Source organism: Moellerella wisconsensis ATCC 35017, from assembly GCF_001294465.1.
Taxonomy (GTDB): Bacteria; Pseudomonadota; Gammaproteobacteria; order Enterobacterales; family Enterobacteriaceae; genus Moellerella; species Moellerella wisconsensis.
The window spans coordinates 38,228-44,227 of record NZ_LGAA01000008.1; the positions used below are offsets into that span (position 1 = coordinate 38,228).

Annotated in this window: 6 protein-coding genes; 4 read left to right on the forward strand and 2 right to left on the reverse strand. The window is 41.4% G+C overall.

Translation table 11 applies throughout. The features are described 5' to 3' along the window. The first annotated feature begins 122 nt into the window (after positions 1 to 122). The 4 genes from nfi to M992_RS04280 all read left to right on the forward strand — a co-directional run bounded on the left by nfi (position 123) and on the right by M992_RS04280 (position 2,658). The gene (gene nfi / locus M992_RS04265) at positions 123 to 794 is read left to right on the forward strand and encodes a deoxyribonuclease V (RefSeq protein ID WP_053907457.1); all 672 of its coding nucleotides are present in this window, start codon (positions 123 to 125) and stop codon (positions 792 to 794) included. Between the two features lie 74 nt (positions 795 to 868). Next, on the forward strand, positions 869 to 1,456 hold the full coding sequence (locus M992_RS04270) for a YjaG family protein (protein ID WP_053907458.1): 588 nt from the start codon (positions 869 to 871) through the stop codon (positions 1,454 to 1,456). A 198-nt stretch (positions 1,457 to 1,654) separates the two neighbouring features. Further along, positions 1,655 to 1,933, forward strand: a complete 279-nt coding sequence (locus tag M992_RS04275) for an HU family DNA-binding protein (RefSeq protein WP_047255425.1) — start codon at positions 1,655 to 1,657, stop codon at positions 1,931 to 1,933. A 35-nt stretch (positions 1,934 to 1,968) separates the two neighbouring features. Beyond that, complete coding sequence (locus tag M992_RS04280; protein ID WP_082335388.1) at positions 1,969 to 2,658, forward strand: DUF1481 domain-containing protein; 690 nt, start codon at positions 1,969 to 1,971, stop codon at positions 2,656 to 2,658. Positions 2,659 to 2,696: 38 nt separating this feature from the next. Here the strand turns inward: M992_RS04280 and purD are convergent, their stop codons facing one another. Next, the gene (gene purD, locus M992_RS04285) at positions 2,697 to 3,980 is read right to left on the reverse strand and encodes a phosphoribosylamine--glycine ligase (RefSeq protein ID WP_053907459.1); all 1,284 of its coding nucleotides are present in this window, start codon (positions 3,978 to 3,980) and stop codon (positions 2,697 to 2,699) included. 18 nt (positions 3,981 to 3,998) lie between these two features. After that, on the reverse strand, positions 3,999 to 5,588 hold the full coding sequence (purH, locus tag M992_RS04290; RefSeq protein ID WP_053907460.1) for a bifunctional phosphoribosylaminoimidazolecarboxamide formyltransferase/IMP cyclohydrolase: 1,590 nt from the start codon (positions 5,586 to 5,588) through the stop codon (positions 3,999 to 4,001). Between the last annotated feature and the right edge of the window lie 412 nt (positions 5,589 to 6,000).

Sequence of the window (6,000 nt, forward strand, 5' to 3'; positions counted from 1 at the left end):
TAGCTATCAAGAGTTAGTCATCGGCTTGATACAGAGAGGTTAGTATTATTTTAGCAAAATAACTTATTATTTCGGATAAGATTAAAATATATTGAAACACAAAGAGTTTTGCGGGGGAGACGATGGCAATAGATACTTCGGAATTACGCCAGCAGCAGTTAGAAAAATCTCGCCAAGTTGTATTAACTGATGATTTCGCGACACCCAGATTAATTGCAGGTGCAGATGTTGGATTTGAACAGCAAGGCACAGTAACTCGTGCCGCTATTGCTGTTATGACGTGGCCAGAACTGGAATTGGTTGAGTACCAAATCGCCCGTATTCCTACCTTATTACCCTATATTCCCGGTTTATTATCTTTTCGTGAATGTCCTGCGTTATATGAGGCTTGGCAATTTCTCCAACATAAACCACAATTAGTGTTAATTGATGGTCAGGGAATTGCACATCCTCGTTATTTTGGAGTGGCTTGTCATTTTGGTTTGCTGGTGGATATCCCAACTATTGGTGTTGCTAAAAGTCGATTATTTGGAACTCATTCGGAGATTGATCAACAACCGGGAAGTTATCAACCACTGATGGATAAAACTCAGCAGCTTGGTTGGGTGCTGCGCAGTAAAAAACGTTGTAATCCTTTGTATATTTCACCGGGGCATAAAGTTAGTTTAGCAAGCTCCCTTTGGTGGGTAGAGCAGTGTTTAAAGGGCTATAGACTACCTGAACCGACGCGCATGGCGGATGGAATTGCTTCGAATCGAACAAAATTTAAGCAAATGATTAATAAATCACGCTAAATATCAGCAAAATATGTGGCATTATTAGATTTTCAGGTAAACTGCGACGTATTAATATTGATGAGCCCAGAGACATGATAAAAAATCCTATTCATTTGAGGTTGGAAAAATTAGAAAGCTGGCAGCATGTCACTTTTATGGCGTGTTTATGCGAAAGAATGTATCCCAACTATCAAATGTTCTGTCTGCAAACAGAGTTTAGTGATCCAAAAGTTTATCGGTCGATATTGGATCTGGTGTGGGAGACGCTTTCTGTTAAAGACAGTAAAGTGAATTTCGATAATCAATTAGAAAAATTAGAAACTATCATCCCAAACTCGGATGATTATGATATGTATGGTGTGTATCCAGCTATCGATGCTTGTATTGCTTTAGGTGAGCTAGTTCACTCTAAATTGAGTGGTGAAACATTAGAGCATACTATTGCCGTCAGTGAGATTTCGATTCGCACTGTTGCTATGCTTATTATGACTCAGACTGGCAAAGAGATGTCAGATGATGAATTAAAGATTGTTCCTGAAATTGAAGAAGAATGGGACATTCAATGGGAAATATTTCGGTTATTAGCTGCTTGCGAAGAGCGTGATGTAGACCTGATTAAAGGATTAAGATCTGACCTCCGTGAAACGGGGATCAGCAATATTGGCATTGAATTGGCCTGATTTTTCGTATTTCGTCATGAAAACGTGACTCAGAGCGATAAATGCTGAGTTCTAAGGCTTCACATTTGCCCCTACTCTGGTCTACATTTAGGGGCGAGAAGAAGTGGCTATCGGGGCGTGTATCAGGGGCTGTCTAATTGGCATATCCGACGCACTCGATGCTTTGCAAACGATAAACACACTGTGTAAGGATAATTTATGAACAAGACCGAATTAGTTGATGCTATCGCAAAAAATGCTGACCTGACTAAAGTACAGGCTAAAGAAGCTCTGGAAGCAACACTGAAAGCTATTTCTGAAGCTCTGGTCAACGGCGAATCAGTACAGCTGGTTGGTTTCGGTACTTTTAAAGTCAATCATCGTGCGGAGCGTACTGGCCGTAACCCACAGACTGGTCAAGAAATCAAAATTGAAGCAGCGAATGTACCTGCTTTCGTTGCTGGTAAAGCACTGAAAGAAACGGTAAAAGCAAGCTAATTAAGTTGTATAAAAGAATTATCAGAGGGGGTACGATGCGTCCCCTTTTGCAAATTCGACAGTGGCTGCTGGTATTGGGGACTGCTTCAATACTCAGCGCCTGTTCTAGTCAGCCTACACTTCCCACGTTTAGTGCAAGTGGATTTATTGCTGATGATGGCGTAATACGTTTATGGCGCCTTAATGATCCACAAAATGAACCACAAGTCTTGATGGTGGTTTATAGTCCGTACCAAGATCAAAACACTTCAGTGACTTTCTTTGAATATCGTGATGGTCAATTATGGCAGGTACGTAGCCAGATCTTGCATGCCGGAGAGCAACAAATCCAAGAACAGCTTCGTTTTAATCGAAATAACGATGCCATTTTTATGCAGCGCGAAACGGCCTCCCAAAAAACCCCATTATCTTCAGATGATATTACCCGCTGGCGTTTTGAAGCTAATCGTATTCTTGATATTAGTACCGCACTGGTTGTCGGTGATATCAAGCTTTATCAAGGCTATTGGCAACAAGGCAAAATTGAGACGTGTGATGGTGAAATTCGCAAAGTCAGTTTTGAACCCTATGCAGAAAATTGGTTAAAGCAACGAGAACGAGAAAGTCGAGGGCAGAAGCAGAATAAGTTGACCATTGCATGGCTGGAAGCGCCCGCAGGTAATCAGTTATTAATGGTTGCTAATGATAATTTCTGTAAATGGCAACCGACGGAAAAAAGCTTGTAATAACTTATCTCCGCCTGATTGCTTAAATCTATTTTTGATTACTTCAAACGTGCAATAGCACGATAACCAATATCATTGCGATAGAAGCTGCCTTCCCAATGAATATCTTTAGCGGCTTGATAGGCATTCTTCTGTGCTTGTTCAATATCATCACCTAGAGCGGTAACACACAAAACACGGCCTCCGGCAGTAATAACATCGCCATTTTTCATTGCGGTACCTGCATGGAACACTTTGGTTTCCATTGAGCTAGTTGGCTCAAGCCCTGCAATGATATCGCCTTGACGATAATCACCAGGATATCCTCCCGCCGCAATCACAATCCCTAAGGCTGGACGTGGATTCCATTGTGATTTTTTACCCCCTAGCTGCCCGTTAGCACCGGCAAGACACAGCTCGACTAAATCTGACTCCATGCGTAGCATTATCGGTTGTGTCTCAGGATCACCAAAGCGGCAATTAAATTCAATCACTTTTGGATTGCCTTGACTATCAATCATTAAACCTGCGTAAAGAAAGCCCTGATAGCGTAATCCTTCTGCTGCCATTCCTGCAACGGTAGGATAAATAACTTGTTCCATAACACGTTGATGGACTTGATCAGTGACCACAGGAGCTGGTGAATATGCTCCCATCCCCCCGGTATTTGGGCCGCTATCTCCATCACCGACACGTTTATGATCTTGGCTGGTTGCCATTGGAACTACATTTTCACCGTCAACCATAACAATAAAGCTGGCTTCTTCACCGTCTAAAAACTCTTCAATAACAATACGATGACCCGCATCTCCGAACGCATTACCCGCTAACATATCATTGACAGCATCTTTAGCTTCTTGCAAAGTCATGGCGACAATCACTCCTTTGCCCGCAGCTAATCCGTCTGCTTTGATGACAATCGGTGCGCCTACTTTATCCAGATAGGCTAGCGCAGGTTTAATTTCAGTAAAATTCTGATAATTAGCACTAGGAATGTTATGGCGAGCTAAAAAATCTTTAGTGAATGCTTTTGATCCTTCAAGCTGTGCTGCGCCTTGCGTCGGGCCAAAAATAGTTAATCCTTCAGCTTTAAATGCATCAACGATACCGATAACTAAAGGGGCCTCAGGGCCCACAATGGTTAAACCAATATCGTGCTGTTTAGCGAAATCAATCAAGGCTGGAATATCGGTCGCAGAAATATCAACATTTTCTAATGCCGGTTCTAACGCGGTTCCTGCATTTCCTGGTGCAACATACACTTTATCTGCTAAAGGGGATTGTGTTGCTTTCCATGCGAGGGCATGTTCACGACCGCCACCGCCAATAATTAAAATATTCATAATTATTTATCCTATTTATTAGTGACGGAAATGACGCATACCAGTGAAAATCATTGCAATGCCATGCTCATTTGCTGCTTCTATAATTTCATTATCTCGGATTGAGCCGCCAGGTTGAATCACACAAGTGACTCCGACAGCAGCAGCAGCATCAATCCCATCACGGAATGGGAAAAAGGCATCGGAGGCCATTGCGCAGCCTGCAACTTCTAATCCTTCATCGGCAGCTTTTATTCCTGCAATTTTAGCAGAATAAACTCGACTCATTTGTCCTGCACCAATTCCCATAGTCATATCATTTTTGGCGTATACGATGGCATTCGACTTAACAAATTTAGCCACTTTCCAGCAGAATAAAGCATCTTTCATTTCACGCTCAGTAGGTTGGCGTTTAGTGACTATTCGTAAATCATCTTGGCTCACCATGCCTAGATCTTTATCTTGAACTAATAATCCACCGTTCACTCGTTTAAAATCTAAACTTGCCATGGTTTCATTCCAATAACCACAACTCAACACACGAACATTTTGTTTGCTAGATAGAATAGCTTTGGCTTCTTCCGTAATGGCTGGAGCAATAATAACTTCAACAAATTGACGTTCAATAATTGCAGCCGCAGTGGTTTTATCGAGTTCACGATTAAATGCAATAATTCCACCGAAAGCAGATGTTGGATCTGTTTTAAAGGCACGTTCATAAGCGGTGAAAATATTATCACCAATCGCCACGCCACAAGGGTTTGCGTGCTTAACAATGACACAGGCCGCATCTGTAAATGATTTTACACATTCTAATGCAGCGTCAGTATCCGCAATATTATTATAAGAAAGTGCTTTTCCTTGAATTTGAATTGCCGTTGCAACAGAAGCTTCCTGTGCGCCTTCTTCTATATAGAAAGCTGCGTCCTGATGGCTATTTTCACCGTAGCGCATATCTTGCTTTTTAACGAAGTTAAGATTCAAGGTTCGAGGAAAACGGCCAGAAGGTTGGGTAGTATCACCATAATAAGGGGCAACTAATTGGCCAAAATAATTGGCGATCATACCGTCATAGGCTGCGGTATGCTCGAAAGCTTTAATTGCTAAATCAAAACGAGTCGATAAATTTAACTTATTTTGATGATTATCCATTTCTTCAATAATTTTATCGTAATCATTGCTATTAACTACGATAGCTACATCTTTATGATTTTTGGCAGCAGAGCGCACCATGGTTGGTCCACCAATATCAATATTCTCAACCGCATCTTCTAATGAACAATCAGGCTTAGCGACCGTTTTAGCGAAAGGGTATAAATTGACGACGACCATATCAATAGGGGCAATATCATGTTGCTGCATAATTTCATCATCAATCCCTCTACGTCCGAGGATCCCACCATGAACTTTTGGATGCAATGTTTTAACTCGACCATCCATCATCTCAGGAAAACCAGTGTAATCGGAAACCTCAGTCACTGGCAGGCCTGAATTGGCAAGTAACTTAGCAGTACCACCGGTTGAGAGTAGCTCAACACCTCGGCTAGATAATGCTTTAGCGAATTCAACAATCCCTGTTTTATCAGAAACACTGAGAAGGGCACGACGAATAGGACGAAGCTGTTGCATGAGTTTGATCCCTTGGCTTATATCTAGGCTTATATATAAAGTATAATAAAGAGTGCAATAAAATTGTGTTAGATAAATCAGAGACGGCAGGTAATATCCAACCGATACTTTAAATTACTCGACTATTTTGAATCCTGCTCATGTATATAAACGATATCAGACGAATTTCGGAGCTGACTCGCATACTTCCAGCGTTGAATTCAGATTATCGCAAGTAAAATTGCCTACAATCTCCCACAATCTCAATGCAGATAAATAAAAACGATGACTATTAATAGCTGTAATTGTAACGCAAACGATTGCGTATTGCGCGTTAAATTTCAAGGATTTTAACGGTTGTGGATAACTCTGTAGACAAAAGCGTATAAGTAATGCTTTTGCTGTGGATTGCAGCAGTTGAGCTAAGAAAGTG